The 22793-nt window shown below is 57.5% G+C and carries 24 protein-coding genes and 1 pseudogene; 13 read left to right on the forward strand and 12 right to left on the reverse strand.

Going from position 1 to position 22793, the window contains the following annotated elements; genetic code table 11:
• Positions 1-10: 10 nt before the first annotated feature.
• Positions 11-1240, reverse strand: a complete 1230-nt coding sequence (locus tag AC1M2H_RS16415) for a sensor histidine kinase (protein ID WP_480148157.1) — start codon at positions 1238-1240, stop codon at positions 11-13.
• Between the two features lie 261 nt (positions 1241-1501).
• A complete protein-coding gene (gene argC / locus AC1M2H_RS16420) occupies positions 1502-2434 on the reverse strand; it encodes an N-acetyl-gamma-glutamyl-phosphate reductase (RefSeq protein WP_480148158.1) in 933 nt (310 codons plus the stop codon).
• Positions 2435-2547: 113 nt separating this feature from the next.
• Here argC and AC1M2H_RS16425 point away from each other — a divergent pair, with 113 nt between their 5' ends.
• On the forward strand, positions 2548-3435 hold the full coding sequence (locus AC1M2H_RS16425; protein ID WP_480148159.1) for a LysR family transcriptional regulator: 888 nt from the start codon (positions 2548-2550) through the stop codon (positions 3433-3435).
• A 96-nt stretch (positions 3436-3531) separates the two neighbouring features.
• Here AC1M2H_RS16425 and AC1M2H_RS16430 read toward each other — a convergent pair whose 3' ends face one another.
• Positions 3532-4692: a glycosyltransferase family 9 protein gene (locus tag AC1M2H_RS16430; protein ID WP_480151966.1), complete on the reverse strand. Its 1161-nt coding sequence runs from the start codon at positions 4690-4692 to the stop codon at positions 3532-3534.
• Positions 4693-4955: 263 nt separating this feature from the next.
• Between AC1M2H_RS16430 and AC1M2H_RS16435 the strand changes: the two genes are divergently transcribed.
• Positions 4956-5456, forward strand: a complete 501-nt coding sequence (locus AC1M2H_RS16435; protein WP_480148160.1) for a YbaK/prolyl-tRNA synthetase associated domain-containing protein — start codon at positions 4956-4958, stop codon at positions 5454-5456.
• A gap of 104 nt (positions 5457-5560) precedes the next feature.
• Positions 5561-6007 carry a DUF441 domain-containing protein gene (locus tag AC1M2H_RS16440; protein WP_045854946.1) on the forward strand — a complete coding sequence of 149 codons (447 nt, stop codon included), beginning with the start codon at positions 5561-5563 and terminating at the stop codon, positions 6005-6007.
• Here the strand turns inward: AC1M2H_RS16440 and AC1M2H_RS16445 are convergent.
• Positions 5991-6785, reverse strand: a complete 795-nt coding sequence (locus AC1M2H_RS16445; protein ID WP_480148161.1) for an AraC family transcriptional regulator — start codon at positions 6783-6785, stop codon at positions 5991-5993. The genes AC1M2H_RS16440 and AC1M2H_RS16445 overlap by 17 nt on opposite strands.
• Positions 6786-6882: 97 nt before the next feature.
• On the opposite strand from AC1M2H_RS16445, the gene AC1M2H_RS16450 reads away from it, so the two are divergent.
• Positions 6883-8067: a CynX/NimT family MFS transporter gene (locus AC1M2H_RS16450; protein ID WP_480148162.1), complete on the forward strand. Its 1185-nt coding sequence runs from the start codon at positions 6883-6885 to the stop codon at positions 8065-8067.
• 66 nt (positions 8068-8133) lie between these two features.
• On the opposite strand, the gene AC1M2H_RS16455 is transcribed toward AC1M2H_RS16450, so the two are convergent.
• The gene (locus AC1M2H_RS16455) at positions 8134-8826 is read right to left on the reverse strand and encodes a CTP synthase C-terminal region-related (seleno)protein (RefSeq protein ID WP_480148163.1); all 693 of its coding nucleotides are present in this window, start codon (positions 8824-8826) and stop codon (positions 8134-8136) included.
• Positions 8827-9149: 323 nt separating this feature from the next.
• Between AC1M2H_RS16455 and AC1M2H_RS16460 the strand changes: the two genes are divergently transcribed.
• Entirely contained in the window at positions 9150-9605 is a 456-nt protein-coding gene (locus AC1M2H_RS16460; RefSeq protein WP_480148164.1) for a helix-turn-helix domain-containing protein, read from the forward strand.
• Positions 9606-9670: 65 nt separating this feature from the next.
• On the opposite strand, the gene AC1M2H_RS16465 is transcribed toward AC1M2H_RS16460, so the two are convergent.
• The gene (locus tag AC1M2H_RS16465; RefSeq protein WP_480148165.1) at positions 9671-11038 is read right to left on the reverse strand and encodes an L-serine ammonia-lyase; all 1368 of its coding nucleotides are present in this window, start codon (positions 11036-11038) and stop codon (positions 9671-9673) included.
• A 63-nt stretch (positions 11039-11101) separates the two neighbouring features.
• Positions 11102-12385, reverse strand: coding sequence for an HAAAP family serine/threonine permease (locus AC1M2H_RS16470; protein WP_480148166.1), 1284 nt, complete (start codon positions 12383-12385; stop codon positions 11102-11104).
• 645 nt (positions 12386-13030) lie between these two features.
• Here AC1M2H_RS16470 and AC1M2H_RS16475 point away from each other — a divergent pair.
• Positions 13031-13499: pseudogene (locus AC1M2H_RS16475) on the forward strand (2-thiouracil desulfurase family protein).
• Positions 13486-13851 (forward strand): DUF488 domain-containing protein, encoded by a 366-nt coding sequence (locus tag AC1M2H_RS16480; protein ID WP_480148167.1) that lies wholly within the window; start codon positions 13486-13488, stop codon positions 13849-13851. Before AC1M2H_RS16475 ends, AC1M2H_RS16480 begins: the two are co-directional and overlap by 14 nt.
• Here the strand turns inward: AC1M2H_RS16480 and AC1M2H_RS16485 are convergent.
• Positions 13841-14092, reverse strand: coding sequence for a putative hemolysin (locus AC1M2H_RS16485; RefSeq protein WP_480148168.1), 252 nt, complete (start codon positions 14090-14092; stop codon positions 13841-13843). The genes AC1M2H_RS16480 and AC1M2H_RS16485 overlap by 11 nt on opposite strands.
• 253 nt (positions 14093-14345) lie before the next feature.
• On the opposite strand from AC1M2H_RS16485, the gene AC1M2H_RS16490 reads away from it, so the two are divergent.
• From AC1M2H_RS16490 to AC1M2H_RS16500, 3 genes are all read left to right on the forward strand, one after another.
• Positions 14346-14498, forward strand: a complete 153-nt coding sequence (locus AC1M2H_RS16490) for a hypothetical protein (RefSeq protein WP_480148169.1) — start codon at positions 14346-14348, stop codon at positions 14496-14498.
• Between the two features lie 61 nt (positions 14499-14559).
• Positions 14560-14664 (forward strand): YoaK family small membrane protein, encoded by a 105-nt coding sequence (locus tag AC1M2H_RS16495; protein WP_480151967.1) that lies wholly within the window; start codon positions 14560-14562, stop codon positions 14662-14664.
• 200 nt (positions 14665-14864) lie between these two features.
• Entirely contained in the window at positions 14865-14987 is a 123-nt protein-coding gene (locus AC1M2H_RS16500) for a hypothetical protein (RefSeq protein ID WP_095096653.1), read from the forward strand.
• 42 nt (positions 14988-15029) lie between these two features.
• On the opposite strand, the gene AC1M2H_RS16505 is transcribed toward AC1M2H_RS16500, so the two are convergent.
• From AC1M2H_RS16505 to AC1M2H_RS16520, 4 genes are all read right to left on the reverse strand, one after another.
• Positions 15030-15293, reverse strand: coding sequence for a DUF2534 family protein (locus AC1M2H_RS16505; protein ID WP_480148170.1), 264 nt, complete (start codon positions 15291-15293; stop codon positions 15030-15032).
• A 127-nt stretch (positions 15294-15420) separates the two neighbouring features.
• Positions 15421-16059 (reverse strand): leucine efflux protein LeuE, encoded by a 639-nt coding sequence (gene leuE, locus AC1M2H_RS16510; protein ID WP_480148171.1) that lies wholly within the window; start codon positions 16057-16059, stop codon positions 15421-15423.
• A 90-nt stretch (positions 16060-16149) separates the two neighbouring features.
• Positions 16150-17064: a kdo(2)-lipid IV(A) palmitoleoyltransferase gene (lpxP, locus tag AC1M2H_RS16515; protein ID WP_480148172.1), complete on the reverse strand. Its 915-nt coding sequence runs from the start codon at positions 17062-17064 to the stop codon at positions 16150-16152.
• A 574-nt stretch (positions 17065-17638) separates the two neighbouring features.
• Positions 17639-18421 (reverse strand): class I SAM-dependent methyltransferase, encoded by a 783-nt coding sequence (locus AC1M2H_RS16520; protein ID WP_480148173.1) that lies wholly within the window; start codon positions 18419-18421, stop codon positions 17639-17641.
• Positions 18422-18675: 254 nt separating this feature from the next.
• Between AC1M2H_RS16520 and fecI the strand changes: the two genes are divergently transcribed.
• From fecI to fecA, 3 genes are all read left to right on the forward strand, one after another.
• Positions 18676-19197 (forward strand): ferric citrate uptake sigma factor FecI, encoded by a 522-nt coding sequence (fecI, locus tag AC1M2H_RS16525; protein WP_480148174.1) that lies wholly within the window; start codon positions 18676-18678, stop codon positions 19195-19197.
• Positions 19194-20141 (forward strand): ferric citrate uptake sigma factor regulator FecR, encoded by a 948-nt coding sequence (gene fecR, locus AC1M2H_RS16530; protein WP_480148175.1) that lies wholly within the window; start codon positions 19194-19196, stop codon positions 20139-20141. The genes fecI and fecR overlap by 4 nt, the downstream gene beginning before the upstream one ends.
• 95 nt (positions 20142-20236) lie before the next feature.
• A complete protein-coding gene (fecA, locus tag AC1M2H_RS16535) occupies positions 20237-22567 on the forward strand; it encodes a TonB-dependent Fe(3+) dicitrate receptor FecA (protein ID WP_480148176.1) in 2331 nt (776 codons plus the stop codon).
• Positions 22568-22793 lie beyond the last annotated feature (226 nt).

Consider the following 22793-nt stretch of genomic DNA (forward strand, 5'->3'; position numbering starts at 1 on the left):
CGCTCCGGACTCAGGTGGGCATCATGGGGAACCGCAATTTGATCGTGGTGCCGAACATTGGCTTATGGGGGCTGGAGATTTGCAAGCCGTAGCTTTCTCCAAATAACAGCTGCAGGCGATTTTTTATGTTATTAATGCCTATACCGCCTTTTTGCCGATTCTGGTTTCCAGACAGGATGTGCTCAATATCCTCAGGAGAGATCCCATCGCCATTATCGGTAATTTCAATAATCACATCTTTGCCATCGTCATTGGCCCGCAGAACGATATGGCTCTGCGTTTCACGCGGTTCAACCACATAATTAAAAAAGTTCTCTACAAGCGGCTGAAGAATTAAAAATGGGCACACCACATCCTTATATTTTTCCGGGATATCACAAACGTAATCAAAGCGGTCATTCATTCTGACTTTCTGAATTGCCATATAGCAATTCACATAGTTCATCTCCTGGCCAAGAGTAATCAATCCATTGTTATTCTTGCGTAAAAGGTAGCGCATCATATCGGAGAAATCGTGCACCATGGTTTCCGTGCGGCTGGCATCCTCAAGAAAGGCAAGGCGGCCAATCGTATTGAGCACGTTAAATAAAAAATGCGGGTTAATCTGATACGAAAGCGCTTTGAACTCCGCGTCGTGCAGCGAGCGTTCAATCTCAACGCGCTTGCGCAACTCTCCGGTCAGCTCCTGCTCTTTATGACGTAATTCACGCTGAATGTTATTAGCGTGCGCCTGTTCTACCAGATATGAGGCCACGTGCAGGAGCGTGTAGGCCGTGGATTCAAAGCGCTCATAAGGCATGCGCTGGGTATTGTGATGCAAATTAATAAGCCAGGGATTTTCCTGCCAAAGATGGTTGTTATCGAGGATGTAAGGGATGCTTTTCTCTTTATCTTCTTCGACTTTCACCTGGCCTGAAATAAATGCGCCAAGATAGTGGTTGTTAATCATTATTGGTACGGCAAACTCCACAAAGCCGCAGTAACAACGATACACCACCGGCTCCCCGGCGCGCATTGCCGCTTCGCCGCCCGCGCTATCGCTGTCGTAGCAGTGCCGGGCCAGCGCCTCATTCATTCTGGAACGGGCACAAAAATCCGAAAAACCGCTCGGGCGAGTCACAGGAACGCCCTCCTGATCCACCACTACGAGAGCAATCATCATTGATTTACTGAAGTTGTCCTGGAGGGTTTGCAGGCGATCGACATCAAGAAATTCGTGTAATTTATATTTATTATTCATGACATCCGCCGAATAAATTTAAAAGCCCCTAAACCATACCGCACTCTCCGCTTAAAAATGATGAAACGGCTCACAAACAAAAATTTAATTGTATCGGATATGTTAAAATAAAAACTATTATGTTTTTATTTATGTATGTTTTTTCATATTTTGAGTGCAAAAAAAGAGTGTTATTAACGTCGGCGACGGCAGGGCGATAAATAGAGGCCATACCGCCGCCATCGTTAAAATGAATATTCCTCCCGCTGCATGGAATAGCGGTTAACGCCTGAAGCCGGCGCCGATCATCAGGTCCAGGTTTTGCACCGCGGCTCCCGACGCCCCTTTGCCGAGGTTATCAAAAACCGCCGTCAGCAGGATTTGTCCGCTTTCAGGATTGAAAAATACGCCCAGCTCCATCTCGTTGGTGCCGTTCAGATGCTGCGGATTGAGGCGCTCGATCCCACCGGCGACTTCAGGCGCCAGCACCCTGACCTGCCCGCTATGGCGATAATGCTGCGCAAGGCAGGCCTGTATTGCTGCTGCATCAGCATGTTCAGGCAGCAGGCGCTGCTGCAGCGGCACGCTCAGGAGAATCCCCTGACGGTACGCGCCGTAAGCCGGCATGAAAAATGGCGGGGCCGAAAGCCCGGCGTAGCACGCGATCTCCGGAACATGTTTGTGCCTGAGGCCTAAACCATACGCCTGAAAAGCGGGTTCAGCGCCCGCGGAGCCGCCTTCATACTGCTCAATCGCCCCCCTTCCGCCGCCCGAATAGCCGGACACGGCGTGGATGGAAACGGGATAATCCGCGGGCAGCAGCCCGGCGTTCACCAGCGGTAGCAGCAGGCCAATAGCCCCCGTTGGGTAGCAGCCGGGATTGGTGACGCGCTTCGACGCTCTGATGCGTTCCGGCTGGTCGGCGTCCATCTCCGGAAAACCGTAGGTCCACCCGGGGGCGGTGCGATGCGCCGAACTCGCGTCGATAACGCGCACCCGCGGGTTCTCCAGCATCGCGACCGACTCACGCGCCGCCTCATCGGGCAGGCACAAAATCGCGATGTCGCAGTCGTTCAGCATCTCCGCGCGAAGACGCCGCTCTTTGCGTCGGGAAAGGGGCAGAGTCATAAGTTCAATATCGGAACGATGGCGCAAACGTTCGTGGATTAGCAACCCCGTCGTGCCCTGTTCGCCATCAATAAATACGTGAGTCATTGTCATTTCCTTAAACCGGACAGAACGTCAGTGCATGAATGTTGTGCCCGCTTTAAGAATTGGTAAAGTTGAATTATCCTAACGTCAAATTCAGTTTTTCTGAGGTATGCGACATGCGGGAGATCAATCTCGATCGGCTGCGCACGCTGATCGCGATCGCCGATACCGGCTCGTTCAACGAAGCCGCCCGGCTGCTGCACCTGGCGCCTCCGACGGTCAGCCTGCACATCGCCGAGCTCGAAGACCGCGTGGGGGCAAAGCTGCTCTCCCGCACCCGCGGCAAAGTCAGGCCGACGGCGATTGGCGAGAACATGGTTACCCACGCCCGCCGAATACTCGCCGACGTCGCCTATGCGCTCGATGACATATCCCGCCAGGCACAGGGGCTGACTGGCCAGGTCCGGCTTGGGGCATCCACCGGCGCCATTGCCTATCTGCTGCCCCAGGCGCTTGAACGGCTGGCGCAGTCCCATCCGCATATTGACGTGCACATCACCATCCTGACGTCGCAGCAGACCCTTGCGCAGCTGAAATCCGGCTCGCTCGATATCGGTATCGTGGCTCTGCCGCAGCCCCGGAGCAGCGGCGTGAAAATTGACGCCTGGCGGCGGGATCCCGTTGTCGCCTTCCTGCCCGCAGGGTGGACGGCCCCGGACGAGGTGACCGCGGAATGGATAAGCGCAAAACCTCTGGTGCTGAACGGCTCCGGTACCCATCTGTCGCAGCTGACCAGCGGCTGGTTTGCCGAAACGGGCCATAGCCCCGCGCCGCGGATCACGCTTGATTACAACGATGCCATTAAAAGCCTGGTGGGCGCCGGCTACGGCGCCACGCTGCTGCCGCTTGAATCGGGAACGCAGCTCTCCGCAGATGGCCGCATCGCCGTTCGCCCCTTAAAGCCGTCGCTGTGGAGAGAGCTGGGATTAGCTTATCGGGAGAGTGAAAACGAGCTTTCGACCCAGCGCCTGCTTGCCGTCCTGCAGGATCTGCGGCAGGCGTAAATTCGCCGGCAGTGGCCGCCCGTCATTGCGGGAGCCGCTGCATATCGGCAGTCTTCCGCCCCGCCGCCGGACTTTGGCTCGGGGCGGAAGGCCGGGTCAACGTTGCGTCTGGCGGCTTTTCAGCACCTGGGGATCGATCCGGTCGACGATCAGATCGGCGATATCGTGCTGCTGATAGACCTTGCCGCATTTAACGATGATCTGCTGCGCGTTGTCATACCCCGGCGCCCACAGCCGGTTGTTCATCCGCACATCTTTATAGATCGCCACCAGCGGCTTTTTCCACGCCGCCGCCATATGTACGATCGACGTATCCGGCGAGATAACCAGGTCAGCTTCGGCAATCAGCGCCATCGCGTGGTACAGGGTTTTAAACGGATTTACGCTCACCTTTTCCGGCAGCGGAATGCGAATTTCGCTGCGATGATCGAGCAGAATAACGTTGAGCCGCGGATACTCCGCCTGCAACCTGGCGATCAGCGTCGACAGCTGCTCCTGCGACAGGCTGCGGTCCGGATGGCCGGCAAAAATGTTCACCACCGCCCTGGGTCCGTCAATAGCGGCCAGATGCTGGCGAACCTGCTGGTGAACATCCTGCGGGATATGCAGGTCGTAGGTTGTGAGATGTTTCTTATCCAGCTGCAAATGCTCAGCAATAAAATCAAACGTTTTGCTGACGTGCCAGTTTTCACAATCAAATTTAAACGAGGTGGTGTAGTGGTTAATTGATGGCCATTTATTAAAACCGAGCACTGATTTTGCTTTTATTTGCCGGAGAAGCAACATCCTGTGTATAGGCATATCAAACAACGAGGGGTCAATAACTATATCGTACTTATTATTCGCCAGCTCATTAATAACAGACTGAGGAACGTTGTGCGTAAATTTGCGCAAAAAAGTGGCGGAGTCGACGTTATCAGCCTCATAGATGTGACGAATCCTGGGATTGTGGCGCATCACCTGACTGTTCGATTTGGTCAGCAGGAAATCCACGATATAGCCCGATTCATGCAGGCATTTAACCAGCGCGGAATCAACCACCACATCCCCTACCGCGCCTTCGTTGCGCATCAGCAGCACGGTTTTCGCCGACCTGACGTCGACCTCCTGGCGGACACGTCGGTCCCAGAACGCTTTGGCAATATAAACGCGCATCACGTTACGAACTTTCTTAATAAAATAATTACGGCGCCTGTTCAGTTCCCTTATTTTTTTGAACTTCCGGGGGGATACCTGCACCGCTGCGTTTTCCATCATCATAACCTCGTTACCACTATCAACAGCACCTCGTTAGTCCCATTAAGGACTAATGAAAATGAGAAAAGTTCTCTTGATTAATAAATTTCGTTCGCTTTAAGCAGCGGGTGGATAGTAATACTTTTCGCTATTCCAGCATATCTTTCAGGAGACAAAATGAGTGAATTAGGGATTTAATGTGAAAGATCGCGGCGGCGGACGGCGGTTTTCATTCGCCGCGGGGAGGATTAAACTGGCGGTTTTGTCACCGGAGATAACCGCGCATGAATGTCCCTGAAAAACCGAACACCCACCGCCAGCTGCTGGCGCTGCTCGACGAACGTCAGGCCCGCTACCGGCTGGTAGAGCATGAGGCGGTGGGAAAATGCGAGGCGGTTTCTGCAATTCGCGGCACCGCGCTGGGGCAAGGGGCGAAGGCGCTGGTCTGTAAAGTGAAAGGCCACGGCATCAATCAGCACGTGCTGGCGATCCTCGCCGCCGACCAGCAGGCCGATCTCTCGCGCCTGGCGCTGCACGTTGGCGGCAGCAAAGCCTCGCTGGCAAGCCCCGCTGAAGTCGACGCGCTGACGGCCTGCGTCTTTGGCGCCATTCCCCCTTTCAGCTTCCATCCGGCGCTGCGCCTGGTGGCCGACCCGCTGCTGTTCGAGAACTTCAGCGAAATTGCCTTCAACGCCGGACGGCTGGACCGCTCAATTATTCTCAATACCGCCGACTATCTGCGCATCGCGCGTCCCGAGCTGGTCGCCTTTCGTCGGCAAGCCTGAGCGGAAGCCTGCTGAAAGCGTGCCAGCGTGACAAATAAGCCTGTTTATTCACGCTATTATGCGTAAAGTAGTTGGGCTTATTATTTTGGCAAGGATCTTCTGACATGTTCGATACCACCCTGTTCGTGCTGCTGGGGCTGGCCGCGCTCGGCTTTATCAGCCATAACACCACCGTGGCAATATCTATCCTCGTTTTAATTATCGTGCGCGTCACGCCGCTCAACGTCTTTTTCCCGTGGATTGAAAAACAGGGGCTGACGATCGGTATTATCATTTTAACCATCGGCGTGATGGCGCCCATCGCCAGCGGCACTCTGCCCCCCTCGACGCTGCTGCACTCGTTCGTTAACTGGAAGTCGCTGCTGGCTATCGCCGTCGGGGTGTTTGTCTCCTGGCTCGGCGGGCGCGGCGTTTCGCTGATGGGGTCGCAGCCGCAGCTGGTCGCCGGACTGCTGGTGGGGACCGTCCTCGGCGTCGCGCTGTTCCGCGGGGTGCCCGTCGGCCCGCTGATCGCCGCGGGGATCATCTCGCTGTTTATCGGGAAGTCGTAGTCAGGCTGGCAAGATAGCGTCCGGGCGACTGGCCGAGGCCCTTTTTGAACATGGTGATAAACGCCGTCGTCGAGTCATACCCCAGCTCGTGCGCGGTCTGCTGCACCGTTTGCCCGCGGATCAGCATCTGCAGCGCCAGGATCAGCTGCAGCTGATGGCGCCAGCGGCGAAAGCTGAGGCCGGTTTCGCGAACCACCAGCCGCGCCAGGTTGCGCTCGCTCATCGCGAACTCCGCCGCCCACTGTCCGAGGGTCTGCCACTGCGCCGGCGCGACCGCCATCAGATCCGCCATCTGGCGGATTTTCGGATGCGCGGACACCGGCAGCTGCAGATGCTCCTCCGGCTGCTGCGGAAGCTCGTCGAACAGAACCTGCACCAGCCGTCGGGTCGTGGGGTTTTCGCTCTCCTTCGCGCTGCGCCCGGCAAGGCTTAGAATCAGCTCGCGCACCAGAGGCGAGATCTTCAGCGTGCAGCAGCGCTGAGGCATCGGGGCCGCTCCCGGCTCGATAAATAAAAAGCAGATCCGCGCTCCCGGCGTCGCGCGATTGCTGTGGGGCTGCTGGCCCGGAACCCACACCGCGTACTGCGGCGGCACCATCCACATTCCATTTTCCACCTCACAGGTAAGCGCGCCGTGCAGCGCCAGAATCAGCTGCCCTTTGCGGTGCTGATGACGCGGAATAAACTGTTCGTCCTCAACCACCTGAATATGAAACGCAAGGGCCGCTTCGTGCCCGCTGTCCGGGTCATAGCCGTCAAGACCTAATCCAAGCATCAAATTGTCCGATATTAGCGATAATCTGTCATTTTAGCTTGATTTAAACAATCGGCAAACGCGCTATTGTAGCGTTCCTGTTTACTGGTCTGAGATAGCCATGAGTTCTGTTCTTCCTGCCGCCGGCCGCCGTAATCTGCTGCTGATTGCCGGTATTTTATTGATCGCCACCACGCTGCGCGTGACCTTTACCGGCGCCGCCCCGCTGCTGGACGCCATTCGCGCAGAGTACGGTCTGACCACCGCCCAGACCGGACTGTTAACCACCCTACCGCTGCTGGCCTTTGGCCTGGTTTCGCCGCTGGCGGCAGGCGTTGCCCGCCGCTTCGGTATCGAACGCAGCCTGCTGCTCGCCCTGGGGCTGATTTGCCTCGGCATCGGCCTGCGCTCGCTGCCTTCCACAAGCATGCTCTTTGGCGGAACGGCCGTCATTGGCTGCGGTATTGCGTTGGGCAACGTACTGCTGCCGGGCTTAATCAAGCGCGACTTCTCGCAGCATGTCGCCAAAATGACCGGCGCCTATTCGCTCACCATGGGCGCCGCCGCGGCGCTGGGTTCGGCCGCGGTGGTCCCGCTGGCGCTGGCCGGCTTCGGCTGGCGCGGCGCGCTGCTCATGCTGATGGCCTTCCCGCTGCTGGCGCTATTCTTCTGGCTGCCGCAGTCGCGCAGGCAGGGCGCCGCCCCGCTGACCGCGTCAGGCGCTATGCACAACCGCGGAATCTGGAGCTCGGCGCTGGCCTGGCAGGTGACGCTGTTCCTCGGCATTAACTCGCTGGTGTATTACGTGATAGTCGGCTGGCTGCCGGCCATTCTGCAGAGTCTTGGCTATAGCGAAGCGCAGGCCGGCTCCCTGCACGGCCTGCTTCAGCTGGCCACCGCCGCGCCGGGCCTTGCGGTCCCGCTGATCCTGCAGCGGCTGAAAGACCAGCGCGGCATCGCGGTGCTGGTGGCGCTGATGTGCGCCGTCAGCTCGGCCGGGCTGTGGCTGGCGCCCGGGCAGGCGGTCCTCTGGGCGCTGCTCTTTGGCTTCGGCTCCGGGGCGACGATGATTCTGGGGCTGACCTTTATCGGCCTGCGCGCCAGCTCGGCGCACCAGGCAGCGGCGCTTTCCGGCATGGCGCAGGCCGTCGGCTACCTGCTGGCCGCCTGCGGGCCGCCGGTGATGGGGAAAATCCACGATGCCAACGGCGACTGGCACATTCCGCTGATCGCCGTGGCGCTGAGCGCCGTGGTGATGGCCATCTTTGGCGCCCTCGCCGGCCGCGCCCGGGAGATTAACGGCTAAAGCGCTCTTTTGCCCTCGGCCTGGACGGCCCCGGCGTTGCGGGGCCGTCCAGGGGCCGTGAGTTAATTATTGGCTGGCGGCGCGTAAAAAGGCCTGCACCAGCGGCGACGGACGTCCGGCAAGCGCGTGGCGTTCGTGCTGGAACAGGGTCGCGACAAAGAACGGATGCGTCACCAGCTCCACCGCCCGGATATCGCCCTCTTCGTCCCAGCCGGTCACCCGCAGATCGCCCTGCTCCAGCTCGCGGGCAAACTCCTCGGCAATACCGTAGCTGCAATGATAGCCCTCTTCGATGCTGTCGCGGCCGTAGGCGCGGGCGATCAGCGTATTTGCGCGCAGCTCAATCGCCGCCGTTTTCTCCACCAGCGAGCAGCTTAGCGGCGCAATCACCATTCGCCCTCCGCTATCCGTTTCCGCATGCCCCGCATCCTGCCAGCCGATGACGTTGCGCGCGTACTCGACGATCGCGTGCTGAAAGCCGCCGCAGGTGCCAAGGAACGGAATACCGTTTTCGCGCGCATAGCGGATCGCGATAAACGCGCCGGCGGCATTTTTATAGGGGCTGGCGGGCACCACCCAGATAGCGTCGTAATCGGCGAGCGCCTCGGCGTCGCGGATATCGCTGGTCGCCAGCCAGTCGTAGCGCAGGGGCAGCTCCAGCACGGCAGCGGCATCGTCGATGGCTAAGGGAATAGCTTTGTGCGCGACAACGTCAGGGTTGTAGTCGCCAACCAGGGCAATACGCAGGGGAGTGTTCATAGCAGGATCCTTATGTCAGAACGATTTTTCGGGCAACACAAGGAGCCTCAGATTAGCGATCTCCCGCGCGGAACACAATCCCTATTTTCTGCCCGGCGGGCGGCCTGCGGGGCATTATCCTCGCTGAAAATACCTAAAAATCTATATCCGAATTTTTACTCTTTTATTTCATTCCCGGTACTTATTTACCCCATTTCCTGTAGCTGTTTTGTTAAATAAAAAAACAGTGTTATTACTCTCGCAAAAAAGAAATTATTCGCTTTATTTATAAATTAGCCTGTTAAATAATCCGTAATGATTTATTAAGCAGTAGAGGCAGCAAAATGCGTTTCAGTACGATGTCCGATAGCGAAATTATTTCTGAACTGTGCCGCAGAATTAAAGAAACGCGTATGCAGCTCGGGCTCTCCCAAATTGAGCTCGCCGAACGTGCGCAGGTTGGCGCCGCCACCATCAAACGCGTAGAATTAGGTGAATCCGTCACCCTGAGCACGCTGATCGGTATATTGCGCGGTTTGGATCGGCTGCATCAGCTGGAGTCTATTTTATTCGATTCGCATATTCGTACTTTTAATGCGCAAATCAACGCCACCGCCCCTCCCCGCATCCGTATTCGCAAAAAAGCGCCGCAGCCAAAAGAGAAATGCGCCGTCGCCGAACAGGCCAGCAAGGCGAACGCCACCATTAACGAATGGTACACCTCGTCGGCGTCCCACAGCGTTGTCTGGTCTTTTCCGCCGTCGGAGGCCGATAAAAAAGGCCGGCCTGATAAGGGCTAAGGGCGTCGCGCAGGAGGTGGACTTCGCGAAAAAGCCGCCTGCGCTGCAGGCGGCGCAGGCGGACTTCAGGATTCGCAGACCGCGACTTTAATCGCCAGCCCGCCGCGGGCGGTTTCGCGATATTTCGCGTTCATGTCTTTCCCGGTCTCAAACATGGTATCGATGACCTTATCCAGCGACACTTTCGGATCGCTGGTGCGATGCATCGCCATGCTGGCCGAATTGATCGCTTTCACCGCCGCAATGGCGTTGCGCTCGATGCAGGGTACCTGAACCTGGCCGGCAACCGGGTCGCAGGTTAGTCCCAGGTTATGCTCCATGCCAATTTCGGCGGCAATGCAAACCTTCTCCGGGCTGCCGCCCAGCAGCTCCGCCAGCCCGGCGGAAGCCATAGAACAGGCCACGCCCACCTCCCCCTGGCAGCCAACTTCCGCGCCGGAAATAGAGGCGTTCATTTTGTACAATATGCCTATCGCGCCGGCGGTGAGGAAGTAGCGCATATAGATTTCCGGCGTCACCGTTTTGATAAAGCGGTCGTAATAGGCCAGCACCGCCGGTACTATACCGCAGGCGCCGTTGGTGGGCGCAGTCACCACCCGGCCGCCGGAGGCGTTCTCTTCCCCCACCGCCATCGCGAACATATTGACCCAGTCCATCGCGCTCAGCGGCGTAATCGACTGGCTTTGCGGAGCCAGCACCCGGTGCAGCGCCGAGGCGCGGCGCGGTACCTTTAGCGGCCCCGGCAGTAGGCCTTCGGTGCTCATGCCGCGGTTAATGGCGTTTCTCATGGTCTCCCAGATTTTCGCCATATTGTGCTCAACGCTTTCTCTGCCGTGGCGGGCGACCTCGTTTTTCATCATCACCGCGGAGATCGACAGGCAGTTATCGTGGCAGTGCGCCAGCAGGTTGCGGGCGGAGTAGAACGGGAAAGGAATATCGACCTCCGCGTCCTGACTTTTACCGAACTCCTCCTCGGTGACGATAAAGCCGCCGCCGATGGAGTAATAGGTCTGAAAGTGGACGATTTTTCCGTCGCAAAGCGCGGTGATGCTCATACCGTTTTCATGCAGCGGCAGAAACTCATGATGAAAGCGCATGCACTCCGCCACCGGGAACTCAACCTCCCGCTGGCCCTGCTCAATACGCAGACGCTGCAGGCTATTAACGTCACGAATAATCGTGGGAATGGCGTCGATATCGACGGTATCCGGCAAATAGCCGGAGAGTCCAAGAATAATCGCAATATCGGTATGGTGGCCCTTGCCGGTTAGCGAAAGGGAGCCGTATACGTCCACCACCAGGCGGGTCACTTTATGCAGCAGGCCCTTTTCCTGTAGGGTATCAACAAAATGTTTTCCGGCCTTCATCGGCCCAACGGTGTGTGAACTGGAGGGACCGATACTGATTTTAAAAATATCGAAAACGCTAATCATGTGGCACCCATAGGGTTACAAAGCAAAACGGATGCGCCTCCCGCAACGAGAGGCGCCGGGAGCTTAGCTGAACAGAGAGTAGAAGATGGCGGAGATGGCAATCAGCCCAATCACCACCACAAACGCGTTGCTGATGTGACCGCTGTACTTGCGCATAGCCGGAACTTTATTGATGGCGTACATCGGCATCAGGAACAGGATCATGGCGATAACCGGTCCGCCGAGGGTTTCAATCATCCCCAGAATGCTCGGGTTCAGGGTCGCCACCAGCCAGGTGGTCACCAGCATGAATAGCGCGGTGATTTTGTTCAGCTTGGTAATTTCGATAGATTTGCCCTTACTGCGCAGAGACTTGATCACCATGCCGTTAAAGCCTTCACGCGCGCCGAGGTAGTGGCCGAGGAAGGACTTGGTAATGGCGATCATGGCGATAATCGGCGCCATCCAGGCAATCAGCGGCGCGTTAAAGTGGTTCGCCAGATAGGAGAGGATGGAGATGTTTTGCGCTTTCGCTTCCGCGAGGTTTGCCGGGGAGAGGCTCAGCACGCAGCTGAAGACGAAGAACATCACCGTCAGCACCATCATGATGTGCGCATAGCTGAGGATCCGGGCGCATTTACGCTCGGCGTCCTGACCGTACTCTTCCCGTTTCGCCACCGCGAAAGAGGAGATAATCGGCGAGTGGTTGAAGGAAAACACCATCACCGGAATAGCCAGCCACAGCGTCATCCACAGGCCGTTTCCGGTTGCGGAGGCGCTGCTCAGCGATAGGGTATCCAGAACCGCGCCGTTCCACTGTGGAATCAAATAGAGCGCCAGGATCATCAGCGCCGCCACAAACGGGAACACCAGCACGCTCATCGCCTTAACAATCATCTTTTCGCCAAAGCGCACAATGCCCATCATGCCGACAATTAAAATCAGCGACAGAATCGCCCGCGGCGGCGAGACCAGCCCCAGCTGATGGGTAATAAAGCTGTCGACGGTATTGGTGATCGCGACGCTATAGACCAGCAGAATCGGGTAAATCGCAAAGAAGTACAGCAAAGTAATCAGCTTGCCGGCGCCGATGCCGAAATGCTCTTCCACCACTTCGGTAATATCTTCGCCTGGGTTTTTACCTGAGAGCACGAAACGGGTTAAACCGCGATGGGCAAAAAAGGTCATCGGAAAGGCGAGAATAGCCATGATGATCAGCGGAATTAAACCGCCACCCCCGGCGTTAATCGGCAGAAAAAGAACCCCGGCGCCAATAGCCGTCCCGTACAGTCCCAGCATCCAGACGGTGTCACTTTTTCTCCAGCCGCTGCTCTCGCGAGCGACGAGGGTATTTTGCACGCTTTCCATAATATGGCCTCAATAATATAGAGTGGAGCCAGATTTAGCTGGCTCTGTTTCAGGTAATAAATTGCCGTGTTTGTTTTGCTATTTTATTAAATTAAGCCAAACTGCTTTATATACGGCGATCACATAACCTGATTTATCACGAGGACTTTTAAAGTATCAAAAATAGCACCTGAGATTTAATATATTTTTAAGGTATCATTTTTAATACGTTATTATAAAAAAAGATTTCACGCAGCCACAATATTATATTACAAGAGCCGCATGGGGTAGAACAGCCCCATATTTTAAATAAAAACCTGCGGCGCTACGGGATGATATCCATTGACAGCAATCCGTCTCAATGGCTACCGCACGATTCGCTGAATGGCAAAAATATAGCGCTCGCGATCGCTGGGGGATTGTCCCCGAATGGGTCAGAGGCCCTGGCGACGCTTTGGCAGTCGGTGATGGCAGATGATAATATTGGCATTGCAAAAGCTGGGGCTGCCTTACGCGCCTGCGGCGATATCACTGAGGCATCACAGTGAATTTTTTATACCGGAGATACCGATGCTAAAATCACTTCCCGTTACGGATGATGCCGGGACGACCCGTTTGCTTTCGCCCAGGCCCGGCGGCGGTAAACTGCTGGTGAGCGCCTGCCTGATGGGCTTTCAGGTGCGCTATAACGGCAGCGACAAGGCGCAGCTGAACGAGACGCTGGCGCGCTGGCAGCGCGAAAACCGGCTGGTGATCCACTGCCCCGAGCTGGCCGCCGGACTGCCGGTACCGAGGCTGCCGGCGGAAATTCTCGATGCCCAGGGCGCGGAGGTGATGCGAAACCGCGGACGCATCGTTGAAAGCGACGGCCGCGACGTCACCGCGCACTATCAGCTGGCTGGCGCTGAAGGCCGCGCTGGAAGAGGGCTGCCAGGCGGCGCTGCTCACCGACGGCAGCCCAACCTGCGGCAGCCAGTTTATCTACGACGGCTCCTTTAGCGGGCAGCGCAAGCCCGGCTCCGGCGTCGCGGCCGCCCTGCTGCGCGAACACGGTATTACGGTTTTTTCCGACGGGCAGATCCCACAGCTGCTTGCCTGGATAAGACGGATGGAGAATAGCGATGATCCAATGTAAACGCGTCTACGAGACGGCTGAAGCCGGCGACGGCTATCGCGTTCTGGTCGACAGGCTTTGGCCTCGGGGGATTAAAAAAGAGGCGCTGCGCTACGATGAGTGGTGCAAAACCCTGACGCCCTCCGCGGAACTGCGCAAGGCCCTGCACGGCGAAGTTATCGACTTCGCCAGCTTCCGCGAGCAGTACCGCCGGGAGCTGGAAAGCCAGCGCGACGAGGGGCTACGCCTGGCCGCGCTGGCTCGCCGGCAGCCGCTCACGCTGATCTACGCCGCCAAAGATACGCGACAAAACCACGCGCTGGTGCTGGCCGAGTGGCTGGAAAACCTGCCCGCTGGCGAGGTTACGCCTTAGCGGGATGATCCCGGCGCCACAGATCCCATTCATCGAGGGTTTCGCCACCTGGCAGCTTGCAGTCGCTACGCACGCCCTGCGGCGTCTGGACCGGTATCAGCGTGCCGCCCTTCTGGCCGCAGTAGACCGAGGCCGGGTTGGCCATGCCGATAGCCTTCGGCGGCGGCGGAGCGTCCTGCGGCGGCGGCTGCTTCGCGCATCCGGCCAGCGCCAGCGGCAGTAGTATGGTCATCCACTTCATGTTGACTCCTTTTGTTGATCAAAGCCGTTATCGTGCCCTGATTCTTCACGGTTTCTCCATTTTAACTACACTTTTACGTCTTAGAGTAGCCCTTGTTCTCGAACTGACCAGAGAACAGATCATTCCATAATCAATGAGTTTTCCCCGTCGCCCCCGACGGGGCTTTTTTCCCCGCTGCAACCACAAATATTCCCTCAGCTAATGTATCTCGCGGGTCGTCTCGGCGGCGACGAGTTTTTGATTGTCGGGCCGGATGACGGGCGCCGAACGGCAGCAGATGTTTATCGCTGCGCTGCGTAAGGAAATCACCGGGATTTACTTCCTGGCCGGGCAGCAGATCAGCTACCCGCGCGCCAGCTTTGGCGCCATCGACGTCAATCCGCAAAGAGACTTTTCTGGATATTGACTAAATCGCCGAAATTTCCAGTATGATAGCGGGTATCATTCGCAGGCTCAGGGACAACACAATGAGATTGGGTATTCTTTTCCCGGTAGTAATTTTTATTATCGCCGTCATTTTTCTTGGCTGGTTTTTTGTTGGCGGATACGCGGCACCGGGCGGTTCGTCGTGAAAAAAAGCACTATCCTGATGATTATCATCGCCGCTATCGCGCTGGCTGGCGCGCAGTTTGGCTGGTGGTAATCGCCGGTTGCCGCCGCGCCTGAATTGCAGAGTTGTCTTATCCACTCAATAACTTAACGCGATACACTCACTTCACCAGCCGAAACCGCCGCCAGCCGCGGGCGGACGGCGGATTAACGGAGAAGTGAGATGAAAAAACCGATCGTGTTGTCGTTGCTGCTTGCGTTATGCACGCTGTTATCGGGATGCATTGTTGATGATGGCTATCATCACAGACACCACCACCATCATTACGACGGCAGAGGCTGGTGAAAAAAGGCGGATCAAGGCGAACGCAGGTTCGCCTTGTTTTACTTAGTCCTGGCGGTCAGAACCTAAAAAGACGAAGCCCAGCGGAATGGAGAAAAGCAGCGTAAACACGATGCTGTAGACCGTCACCATCGCCCCCTGCAGGAAGAACATCGAGGTTGTCCATTCGGAGTACGGCATATTGTACTCGCTCACCACGCCGCCAAAGGTCGCGCGTCCAACGACGGCAAGCGCGATGGCAAATACCACCGCTATCGACATGAAAAATTTCTTACTGTTTTTATTGCTGATGAGCTTATGCAGAATCATCCGGGTTCCCTTTTATCTGACCGATAATCGGCTGTATATGTAACACCAATGCAATTAAAATTGAAGGGCTTTTGTTACCACCCAGAGATTATCGCTGCCAGGCCGGCTCAGCATACCGGCCAACAGGCTACGACTGCAGCGTCGCCAGGCGCGCAGCAAAGCCGACAAAGACCAGGCCAATCAGGCTGTTGCCAATTTTGGCGAGCTTCTTTTTCGTTCTAACGTAGCGCGTAACGAACGAGCCGGAAACAATTAAGAAGCTCATGTAAATAAAGCTAATCACTTCCAGGGTCAGCGCCAGAATAAAGAAGGCCAGGCCCGGCGTCTTCGCGCTAACGTCGATAAACTGGACGAAAAACGAGACATAAAACAGAATAGCTTTCGGGTTGGTCAGGCTGAGGGTCAGCGACCGCTTGAGGATCGCGCTCGCCGGCTCGGCGTGGGTATCGGCATGCCCTTCCCGCTGCGTCAGCACCGCGTAGAGCATTTTCCCGCCCAGCCACAGCAGATAGATGGCCCCGAGGTAGCGCACGATATTGAACAGCACCGGCGTCGTCTTAATCAGCGTCGCGACGCCGGCAAAGGCCAGCAGCATCAGCACCGCATCGCCGATAAACACGCCGGCTGCCGCCAGATAGCCCTTTCTGATGCCGTGCGCGATACCGGTTTTGAGGACAAAAAAGGTATTTGGCCCAGGCACCAGAATGATAAAAATGGCCCCGACCAGGTAGGTCAAATAGTTCAAAACACCAAACTCAGCGAACACACTGCACTCCTTCGCGTTCAACAAAAATATGATCGCGCTCACGTTAACGCAACTAACGTGATTTTGAAAGAGCTTAGGGTGCCTGTTGGCTTAGTACAGAGAACCTTCGCCCAGCGGGCGCGTTTTGAAACGTCGGTGAACCCACAGATATTGCTCAGGCGCGCGCAGAATCTCTCTCTCGATGACCCTGTTGATGTAGCCGGCGGCTTCCTGCTTATCTTCGCCGGGATAATCGTCCAGCGTGTCGCTGATATATAAGGTGTAGCCTTGGCCGTTCGCTTTACGCACCATGCTGATGGTCAGCATTTTGGCGCCGGAAAGGCGCGACAGGACGTAGGTGCCGTTGGTCGTTGCGGCCTGAGGCACGGAGAAAAACGGGGCAAAGACGCTGCCCTTCGGGCCGTAATCCTGATCGGGGGCAAACCACACCGCCTCGCCGGCTTTCAGGGCGTGCACCAGGCCGGATAAATTACGGCGATCGATCATCGCTTTATTCGAGCGCAGGCGTCCGCGGGTCTGCACCCACTCCATCAGCGGACTGTTGTGCGGGCGATAGGTTGCCATCATCGGCCGGCACAGGCCCATAGTGCGGCCGCCGAGCTCAAGCGAAATAAAATGCACGCCCACCGCCATCACGCCCTTACCGGCATTCATGGCCTTTTCGAGATTGTGGAGACCTTCCACGTCGAACCATTTCCTGACGCGCTCATCGCTCCAGAACCACGCTATCCCGGTTTCAATAAGTCCCATCCCCAGCGACATAAAGTTCTGCTCGATCAGCTTTTCTCTCGCTTCAGCAGGCATGTCGGGGAAACAGAGCTCAAGGTTTCTTCTGGCAATATGCTCCCGGCGCTTGAGGAAGCGTCGCGAGATCTTACCGGCGCGGGTGCCGATGCTGTGCAGGAACGGATAGGGTAATTGCACGATCGACCAGAGAATGGCCAGGCCAAACCAGGTCGCCCAGTTGCGGGGGTGCAAAAGACTCTTATCAAAAGCGGAATACATGATTTTTCCTGTAAACATCCAACATGAGGTAACGCTTAAGGAAAAAACGATTCCCTTCATCAGTCGTTAGGCGGTACATAAAGCAGGTACGACAATAGTAATCTGCCTAAATTCACTCGGGCAAGTAAAAACGAGCAGGGAGGGTAAAAAAACATAATGCCAGCACACTTGTTACAAAATGTAAATTAAAAAACAAATAATAGATTAAGAATATTCGCCAGAAGAATCATTCACACGCTATTCATTTATACAAATGCCAAACTTCCGCCTGCTGACACGCCGCCGTCGAGCGCCGCTCCCCGCACATCTCCCGTGCGGACCGGGCCCGGCACCGCGGCGAAGCCGGCGCGTTCGGCCGCCTCCGGCCCGATGTAATAACGCCGCGGGCCGACGCGCCGAAAAATCAACCATGAAGCCCCGGACGAGATCGGGAAGAATAATTCTCCCCGCTGACGTTGGACCAAAAAAGTTATCGCCGGCGGGGGGAGCAAAAATAAGACTCGGCTTATTTTATCTTCCTGACAAATAATGACAGATATATAAGGTCGCTTTTATTTCGCACGCTTATTTCGCATTATTTATGTACAGCAATACCTTTCGCCGAACAGCAGGCAATAAAATTCAGCTGCCGGCGCTGGCGGCGGAAAAAACGCATCATCGCCAGGAAACGTGGACGATTCTCCCGCTTAAGCAGGCCATTACAGATGATTCTCAGGGCCTGGCTGAAACCTTCATCTTTTATCAGCCCCCGCGCCGACATCAGCGACATCGGCCCCGCGTGGTAGCGCACGGCGTCAAACCCCGCCTCTTCAAACAGCGACTGCCAGCGCGCCTGGCTCATCGGGCTGACGTGAGATTTGACCACTCCCTGCAGCGCCGCGCGCTCTCCCTCCCCCAGCGTCTGCTGGGTGTACATAATATCGTGGGTCAGCAGGCGGCCGCCGGGCTTGAGCACGCGATAATATTCCGCCACCAGCTTCGCTTTGGCTTTATCGGCATACATGGTCAGCATCGCCTCATTAATCACCACGTCAAAGGTGGCATCAGGGAACGGCAGGCTGGTGGCGTTCGCCTCCATTACCAGAACCTTATTATCCACCCCTTCCAGGACGATATTTTGCCGGGCCTTCGCCAGGGCGTCTTTATCCATATCGATGGCGTACACGCGGCAGCCAAAACGTTTCGCCAGCTCTATTGAGGTGGTCCCCATATTACAGGCCACCTCCAGCACCGTACTCTCGGAAGAGAGCACGGCCTGACGGAACAGCCATTCCGTCGCCTCTACGCCGCCGGGCCGCAACCGGGTTTTCCCCAGGCTGGCTAAAAATGTGTGTCCGGCCTTTTCACTCGCATTCATCTGCAGCACCTCATGGCTTATAAGATGCATTATAAATACATCATTATCTTTGGCGAGGGAATATTGATAATGACTTTTATTTGCATTTGAGCATACGAACGCCGCCGAAGATGTAAAATCAATTATAATTGATAACAATTACTTAAAGTAACAACCCGTTCCGCAGGAAAGGTTCGCGCTGCGTTTCAATTGTAATGAGAACCATTCTCATATTAACATATGCGCTATCGTTCCATTTTTCCTGAAATACGGCCATGTCCTCACTTTCCGCCACCGCCGCGCCGCTGACGCTTGCTTCGCTGTATCACGCCCATCACGGTTGGCTGAAAAAGTGGCTAACCGGCAGGCTGCAATCCTCTTTTGACGCCGATGACGTCGCTCAGGATACCTTTATGCGGCTGATGGGCGGCGAAGCCTTAACGACCATCCGCGATCCGAAATCCTTCCTGTGCACCGTCGCGAAGCGGGTGATGATCGATCTGTTTCGCCGCAATGCGCTGGAGCGCGCCTGGCTGGAGCTGATTGCCCAGCTCCCGGAGGCGCTGGCGCCCTCCGCCGAACTGCAGCAAATTCAGCTGGAAACGCTGCAGCAGATCGATGCGATGCTGGACGGCCTGAGCCAGAAGGCGCGGGAGGCCTTTTTGCTCTCCCAGCTGGAAGGTCTGACCTACGCCGAAATCGCCGTACGCCTGACGGTCTCCGTCAGTTCGGTGAAAAAATATGTCGCCAAAGCGACCGAGCACTGCCTGATTTTTCGCCTGGAGAACGGTCTGTGATCGGAAAGCTGACCGACTCCCGTCGCCGGGCCCTGCGCTCGGCCTCCCACTGGTATGCCCTGCTCAGCGACGGCCGCCCCAGCCCGCAGCAGGAAGCCCGCTGGCAGCAGTGGTACGAGCAGGATCTTGACCACCGCTGGGCCTGGCAGCAGGTCGAAAACCTGCGTCAGCAGATGGGTCACCTGCCCGGCGCGCTCGCCAGCCGGGCCCTCAACGACGGTCGGGCCGCCCGCCGTCAGGTGCTGAAAGGATTGATGCTGCTGGCGATCGCCGGCGGAGGCTGGCGGCTGTGGGGCAGCGAGCTGGCGGAGGGGCTGCGCGCCGACTACCGCACGGCCAGGGGGATGACGCGTCGCCAGCCGCTGGCGGACGGCTCGGTTCTGACCCTGAACACCGACAGCGCCGCCGACGTCTATTTCGACGCCCGGCAGCGCCTGGTGCGTCTGCGCTACGGCGAAATTGCCATCCGCACCGCCCGCGACGCGCTCCAGCGACCGTTCCGCGTGCAGACCCGCGACGGGAACCTCACCGCGCTGGGCACGGAGTTCACCGTTCGCCAGTTTGCCGATGAGACCCGCCTGGCGGTGCAGCAGCACGCCGTTGAGGTGCGCCTGGCGCACGGCGAGATCCAGCGGGTCGAGGCCGGAGAAAGCCTGCGCTTTAGCGCCGAAGCCTTTTCCCCGATACAAACGCTGAGCTCCGGTGAAGATAGCTGGACCGAGGGCGTGCTCAGCTTTCGCGACCGCCCCCTGCGGGAGGTTATCGCCACCCTCGCCCGCTATCGCCCCGGTATTCTGCGCTGCGATCCCCGGGTTGCCGATTTACGCCTGAGCGGCACCTTCCCGCTGGACGACACCGGGACGATTTTGCAGGTTATTACGCAAACGCTGCCGGTCAAACTGCAGGTTGCCACCCGCTACTGGGTCACCGTCGTCCCCGCCTGAGAAAAAACACAAAAAATTCTCATTCTCCATTGTCCCTTTTCCCCTGCTCGTTCGACTTAACGGGTGAAAACAACCAAAACAATCGTGGAGATCAGATGACGCCTTTACGCGTTCTACGCAAACCCATGCCTCTGGTGATGGCAATCCGTTTAAGCCTGCTGCCGCTGGCGGCGCTGGCCGCTGCGCCGGTCTTTGCCGCCGCGCAGTTTGATATCGCCGCCGGAGATTTAGCTACCGCGCTCAATCAGTACGCCGCCCGCAGCGGCATCACCCTCGCCGCCGACGCAGGCCTGACCCGGGGCAAGCACAGCGACGGCCTGCACGGCAGCTACGACGTTGAAGATGGCCTGCAGAGGCTGCTGGCCGGCAGCGGCCTGCGGCTCAAATCCCTGGGTCATAACGCCTGGACTCTGGAGCCGGCCCCCGTTGACAACGAGTCAACGCTGACGGTTGTCGGCGACTGGCTGGGCGACGCCCGGGAAAACGACGTGTTTGAACACGCCGGCGCCCGCGACGTTATCCGCCGCGACGAGTTTGCCAAAACCGGCGCCACCGCCATGCGCGAGGTGCTGAACCGCATCCCGGGAGTCAACGCCCCGGATAACACCGGCACCGGCAGCCACGATCTGGCGATGAACTTTGGCATCCGCGGCCTCAACCCGCGCCTGGCCAGCCGCTCCACGGTACTGATGGACGGTATCCCGGTGCCCTTCGCCCCCTACGGCCAGCCCCAGCTGTCGCTGGCGCCGGTATCGCTGGGCAATATGGATGCCGTGGACGTCGTTCGCGGCGCGGGCGCCGTGCGCTACGGGCCGCAGAGCGTGGGCGGCGTAGTAAACTTCGTCACCCGCGCCATTCCGCAGGATTTTGGCATTGAGGCCGGCGTTGAAGGCCAGCTGAGCCCAACCTCCTCGCAGAACAATCCCAAAGAGACGCACAACCTGCTGATTGGCGGCACGGCGGATAACGGCTTTGGCTCCGCGCTGCTCTACTCCGGCACCCGCGGCAGCGACTGGCGCGAGCACAGCGCCACCCGCATTGACGACGTGATGCTGAAAAGCAAATATGCGCCCAACGAGGTGCATACCTTTAACAGCCTGCTGCAATATTATGACGGCGAGGCCGATATGCCCGGCGGGCTTTCCCGCGCCGATTATAACGCCGACCGCTGGCAGTCTACCCGCCCGTACGACCGCTTCTGGGGGCGCCGCCAGCTCGCCAGCCTCGGCTATCAATTTCAGCCGGACGCGCTGCACAAGTTCAATATTCAGGGCTTCTACACCCATACGCTGCGCAGCGGCTACCTTGAGCAGGGCAAGCGCATTACGCTCTCGCCTCGCGAATACTGGGTGCGCGGGATCGAGCCGCGCTACAGCCAGAGCTTTACGCTCGGCGCTACCGCGCATGAAGTGGGCGTCGGCTATCGCTACGTGAATGAATCCACCCACGAGATGCGCTACTACACCACCACCGCCGGCGGTGAGCTGCCGGGCACCGCCAGCCCTTACGATCGCGATACCCGTTCCGGTACCGAGGCCCACGCCTGGTATCTCGACGACCGGATTGATATCGGCGACTGGACGCTCACCCCGGGCATGCGCTTCGAGCATATTGAGTCCTATCAGGACAACAACCTCAAGGGTAGCCGCGAGCGGGTCAGCTACAACGCCCCGCTGCCGGCGCTGAACGTGCTTTATCATCTCACCGACAGCTGGAATCTTTATGTGAATACCGAAGGCTCGTTCGGCACCGTCCAGTACAGCCAAATTGGCAAGGCCGTGGAGAGCGGCAACGTGGAACCGGAAAAGGCGCGTACCTGGGAGATCGGCAGCCGCTACGACAACGGCGCGCTGAGCGCGGAGCTGGGCCTGTTCCTGATTAACTTCAATAATCAGTACGACTCCAACCAGACCAACGATACCGTCACCGCCCGCGGCAAAACCCGCCACAGCGGGCTGGAAACCCAGGCGCGCTACGATCTTGGCGATCTCACGCCGCGCCTCGACAACCTGTCGGTGTACGCCAGCTATGCGTACGTTAACGCCGAAATTCGCGAAAAAGGCGACACCTACGGCAATCAGGTCCCGTTCTCGCCGAAGCATAAAGGCACCCTCGGCGTCGACTATAAGCCGGGCAGCTGGACCTTCAACCTCAATAGCGATTTCCAGTCCAGCCAGTTTGCCGACAACGCCAACACCGTTGCGGAGAGCGCCGACGGCAGCACCGGCCGCATTCCGGGCTTTATGCTGTGGGGGGCGCGAGTCGCCTACGATTTTGGTCCGCAGATGGCCAACCTTAACCTCGCGGTCGGGGTGAAGAATATCTTCGACCACGAGTACTACACCCGCTCGTACGACGATAACAACAAAGGCATTTACGCCGGTCAGCCGCGCACCCTGTACCTACAGGGATCGCTGAAATTCTGACCAAGTCCGTTCGCCGCCTCGCCCTGAGGCGGCGATGCTGCTGATTGCTGGCGGCGGAACGGGCAGAACTTCCCGCCATCGTGGAGCGAGTATGTGGGCTATGCTGCGCGAGCGGCCAGGGAACGCATCGTCAGTAACGCAATCGCAAGTCATGCTCTAAAATTCATCTTTACTCATCCCCAGAATAGCTATTTAGCAAACGGGCGGGGAGTTAACGCAAACGGCC

The organism is Klebsiella sp. F11 (assembly GCF_056712265.1).

Coding starts and splice junctions, on each gene's coding strand:
- AC1M2H_RS16415 (WP_480148157.1), bottom strand. CDS start 1,240: ATGAATAATAAATATAAATTACACGAATTTCTTGATGTCGATCGCCTG.
- argC (WP_480148158.1), bottom strand. CDS start 2,434: ATGACTCACGTATTTATTGATGGCGAACAGGGCACGACGGGGTTGCTA.
- AC1M2H_RS16425 (WP_480148159.1), top strand. CDS start 2,548: ATGCGGGAGATCAATCTCGATCGGCTGCGCACGCTGATCGCGATCGCC.
- AC1M2H_RS16430 (WP_480151966.1), bottom strand. CDS start 4,692: ATGATGGAAAACGCAGCGGTGCAGGTATCCCCCCGGAAGTTCAAAAAA.
- AC1M2H_RS16435 (WP_480148160.1), top strand. CDS start 4,956: ATGAATGTCCCTGAAAAACCGAACACCCACCGCCAGCTGCTGGCGCTG.
- AC1M2H_RS16440 (WP_045854946.1), top strand. CDS start 5,561: ATGTTCGATACCACCCTGTTCGTGCTGCTGGGGCTGGCCGCGCTCGGC.
- AC1M2H_RS16450 (WP_480148162.1), top strand. CDS start 6,883: ATGAGTTCTGTTCTTCCTGCCGCCGGCCGCCGTAATCTGCTGCTGATT.
- AC1M2H_RS16455 (WP_480148163.1), bottom strand. CDS start 8,826: ATGAACACTCCCCTGCGTATTGCCCTGGTTGGCGACTACAACCCTGAC.
- AC1M2H_RS16460 (WP_480148164.1), top strand. CDS start 9,150: ATGCGTTTCAGTACGATGTCCGATAGCGAAATTATTTCTGAACTGTGC.
- AC1M2H_RS16465 (WP_480148165.1), bottom strand. CDS start 11,038: ATGATTAGCGTTTTCGATATTTTTAAAATCAGTATCGGTCCCTCCAGT.
- AC1M2H_RS16470 (WP_480148166.1), bottom strand. CDS start 12,385: ATGGAAAGCGTGCAAAATACCCTCGTCGCTCGCGAGAGCAGCGGCTGG.
- AC1M2H_RS16480 (WP_480148167.1), top strand. CDS start 13,486: ATGATCCAATGTAAACGCGTCTACGAGACGGCTGAAGCCGGCGACGGC.
- AC1M2H_RS16485 (WP_480148168.1), bottom strand. CDS start 14,092: ATGAAGTGGATGACCATACTACTGCCGCTGGCGCTGGCCGGATGCGCG.
- AC1M2H_RS16490 (WP_480148169.1), top strand. CDS start 14,346: ATGACGGGCGCCGAACGGCAGCAGATGTTTATCGCTGCGCTGCGTAAG.
- AC1M2H_RS16495 (WP_480151967.1), top strand. CDS start 14,560: ATGAGATTGGGTATTCTTTTCCCGGTAGTAATTTTTATTATCGCCGTC.
- AC1M2H_RS16500 (WP_095096653.1), top strand. CDS start 14,865: ATGAAAAAACCGATCGTGTTGTCGTTGCTGCTTGCGTTATGCACGCTG.
- AC1M2H_RS16505 (WP_480148170.1), bottom strand. CDS start 15,293: ATGATTCTGCATAAGCTCATCAGCAATAAAAACAGTAAGAAATTTTTC.
- lpxP (WP_480148172.1), bottom strand. CDS start 17,064: ATGTATTCCGCTTTTGATAAGAGTCTTTTGCACCCCCGCAACTGGGCG.
- AC1M2H_RS16520 (WP_480148173.1), bottom strand. CDS start 18,421: ATGAATGCGAGTGAAAAGGCCGGACACACATTTTTAGCCAGCCTGGGG.
- fecI (WP_480148174.1), top strand. CDS start 18,676: ATGTCCTCACTTTCCGCCACCGCCGCGCCGCTGACGCTTGCTTCGCTG.
- fecA (WP_480148176.1), top strand. CDS start 20,237: ATGACGCCTTTACGCGTTCTACGCAAACCCATGCCTCTGGTGATGGCA.